Below are 2,012 nucleotides of genomic sequence, written 5' to 3' on the forward strand. Positions count from 1 at the left end.
GCGGCGTCAGCGCCTGCGCCACCTGCGACGGGTTCTTCTTCCGCGACCAGGACATCGTCGTGGTCGGCGGCGGCGACTCCGCGATGGAGGAAGGTCTGCGTCAGTGCTCGGGTTAACGCTTCAGAATCGCCCTCGCGAGATGAACAGCCCAGGACGAGTCCGCTTTGGTGCCGAACTTCCCCAACTCGTAACCCGTAGCGCCGATCAAACCAAGCACCTCCACGGTGCTCCCGGACGTGTCACGTTTGGAAGTCTGAGCCCCGGACATGAGGATGCTCGACGACCGAATCGGCTCTAACGCTCCCGCGACGAAACGATGACGATCTGCCGGCGACAAGCCAGCGGCTACGGCGAGGAGGACAAGGAGTTCCACCGCTCTCTGCGAGCCGCCCGGCGCGACCGGAACGCCCTCGACGATCACCGACCACGTCATTGACGCGTCCCGCTCAGCTGACTGTCCCCGCTTCGTCAGTAAAATTTGCCCTTTGTGCTTTCGCACCAGGCCGAACTTCTTGAGCACTGCGAAGAGTGATCGCCCTTGGGGGAGGTTTACCGGTCCCAGTTCAGGTTCGTCGAGCATCGCATCGACCGTCATGAAGAAATCATCGGCGTCGATCCCTTCGACACCGATCAGCGCCAAGACCGCCTGAAGGCGTTGGCCCGCCTCGACGTGGACCAACTCTCCGATTGCCGACTCATCGTCAATGCCGGCTCGGGCGAGGACCGCGTGCAGTTCCGGGACTCGCGAGGGTTCCAGGCATTCGACGAGCTTCGCCATGTCGTACGGCGCAACGATCTCGTCCGGTCGAGGTGTATGAAGTCGATTGTTGACCTCAGCGATCTCGAATCGTGTCGGCTCGAATTCAGTTTGCGGCCATTCGAGGGTCCATTCGTGGGAGCGCAACTTCTCCGAAGCGAGGACACCGAGAAGCTGCTCGTACTCGTCAGGCCCGACGCATTCCTCCGGCGGACAAGCACCGCGACCCGCTGCACATACAACTTGGAATCCGTCGGGCAGTACTTCCGAAGATTCAAGCGTCAGTGTGTGGCGCCAGTTCCCGAAGCGTCCGTAGCGATAACTGATTTCATCGCCAGGCGAGACCATGACCTCGTCCAGACGTACGGCGGACTCCACGATCGCCACTCGTCCGGCGCGACGCTGCTCGGCGCTGCTTCCGGAAGCGACGTACTCTTCGACCTCGCCCGGAAATCGGCTGCCGGACTTGGACCACGCGTGCGAATGACGGTCACTCCACCCCATTGCCCGTTGGACCACCGAATGCAGGTCATCCAGATTCAGATCCGACGCGACGAGGATTCGTCTCCAGATCTGGGTGGAAACATTGTCGACGCTGATACGTATCGCGTATTGCGCCGGTACCGCGCGCCTCTTCGAACGCAACGATCGCGCTACCTGAAGGCCCCCACGCCCTCCGCCAGTTTCTTGTACAAATCTTCGCAGTTCTTCCGGTTCCGTCGGAACGAGTCGCAAATGCGACACCCTCGAGCTGCTCAACCCCACCATGCCACTCAGCCTAGGCCAAAGTGCTAGGGACGAAGGCACAAAATCGGAGAGTACTTCGGACTTATGAGACGGTTCACAATCTATACCTTGGCTAACAAGTCGCTATGTGCGTCGGCGCCGGCATCTTCCTCGCCCCGCCTTTGCCTGCCCTGCCCTGATCGTGCGAACGGTACGTTCATCTCGTTGAAGGCGACGGAAGTGCCGTTCGCTCGATCCCGGCGCGTCGTCGGTCACGCCCCTGCCCGGATGGTGTGAACGTACCGTTCCCCTCGTCTAAGAGGGTGAGAGTGCCGTTCACTCGATGCCGGGGGCGGGTTGGGGAGATGGTGTGGGGGGTGTTTTGGGTACGAGAAAGCCCCCCAACCATCACTGGTTGGGGGGCTTCTCTAATGTGTGTTCGGCGGTGTCCTACTCTCCCACACCCTGTCGAGTGCAGTACCATCGGCGCTGAAGGGCTTAGCTTCCGGGTTCGGAATGGGACCGGGCG

At 61.3% G+C, this 2,012-nt stretch carries 1 protein-coding gene and 1 rRNA gene; both read right to left on the bottom strand.

All coding sequences use genetic code 11. The features are described 5' to 3' along the window. Positions 1-112: 112 nt before the first annotated feature. On the bottom strand, positions 113-1,402 hold the full coding sequence (locus ACFQ6H_RS29745) for a plasmid pRiA4b ORF-3 family protein (protein WP_378650429.1): 1,290 nt from the start codon (positions 1,400-1,402) through the stop codon (positions 113-115). Positions 1,403-1,920: 518 nt separating this feature from the next. Further along, positions 1,921-2,012: ribosomal RNA gene (gene rrf / locus ACFQ6H_RS29750) — 5S ribosomal RNA — on the bottom strand; the annotation flags it as partial.

This window comes from Rhodococcus sp. NPDC056506, from assembly GCF_042794945.1.
Taxonomy (GTDB): domain Bacteria; phylum Actinomycetota; class Actinomycetes; order Mycobacteriales; family Mycobacteriaceae; genus Rhodococcus_F.